Here is a 1,069-nt window from a genome sequence, read left to right as displayed (position 1 = left end):
CGGACGTCGTCGCGCTCGGCGCGCACGGCATGCGCACCCGGCCGGTCCGCGCGGTGCTTTCCGCGCTGGGCATCGCGATCGGCGTCGCGGCGATGGTCGCGGTGCTGGCGATCCCGGCGTCCGGCGCGCAGGCGCTGCACGACCGGCTCGCCGCGCTCGGCACGAACCTGCTCACCGCCGGGCCGGGGCAGACGCTGTTCGGGGACACCGCGACGCTGCCGGACGACGCCGTCCCGATGGCCAAGCGGATCGGGCCGGTGCGGGCGGTCAGCGGCACCGGGACGACGTCGGCGAACGTGCGGCGCAGTGACAAGATCGCGCCGAACGACTCGTCCGGCCTCGCGGTGTACGCGGCGCGGCCGGACCTGCTGGGCGTGCTGGGCGGCAAGATCCGGTCCGGCGCGTTCCTGGCGGCGGGCAACCTGGACTACCCGGTGGTGGTGCTCGGCGCGCAGGCCGCGGCCCGGCTCGGGATCGACCACGTCGACCCGGCCCGCCCGCCGCAGGTGCTGATCGGGACGCAGTGGTTCACCGTGGCGGGGATACTGGCGCCGATGCCGCTCGCGCCGGAGATCGAGCGGTCGGCACTGGTCGGCTGGGACGTCGCCAAGCGCCTGCTCGGCTTCGACGGTCATCCGTCCACTGTGTACGTCCGCGCCGAGGAGTCCCAAGTGGACAGTGTGCGCTCGGTACTGGCGGCGACGCTGAACCCGCAGGCACCCAACGAGGTCGAGGTGCGCCGCCCGTCGGACGCGCTCGCCGCGCAGAAGCTGACGGACACCACGTACAGCGCGCTGTTCCTCGGCCTCGGCGGGGTCGCGCTGCTCGTGGGCGGCGTCGGGGTGGCGAACACGATGGTGATCTCGGTGCTGGAACGGCGTCGGGAGATCGGCCTGCGGCGGGCTCTCGGTGCGACGAAGCGGCAGGTTCGCGGGCAGTTCCTGGCGGAGTCGGTGCTGCTGTCGGGGTTGGGGGGGCTCGCGGGGGTGCTGGCCGGGGTGCTGGTGACCGCGGGGTACGCGCTGAGCCAGGGGTGGCCGGCGGTGCTCCCGGCCGGGGCGCTGGCGGG

The 1,069-nt window shown here is 75.0% G+C and carries 1 protein-coding gene; it reads left to right on the top strand.

Going from position 1 to position 1,069, the window contains the following annotated elements; translation table 11 throughout:
* On the top strand, positions 1 to 1,069 hold a 1,069-nt coding region (locus tag G3I65_RS41185), incomplete at both ends, for an ABC transporter permease (protein ID WP_239071756.1).

This window comes from Amycolatopsis sp. SID8362 (assembly GCF_010550475.1).
In the GTDB taxonomy this organism is placed as follows: Bacteria; Actinomycetota; Actinomycetes; order Mycobacteriales; family Pseudonocardiaceae; genus Amycolatopsis; species Amycolatopsis eburnea.
Note: the sequence above shows the minus strand (reverse complement) of the source record. Positions and strands in the feature narration are given on the sequence as shown.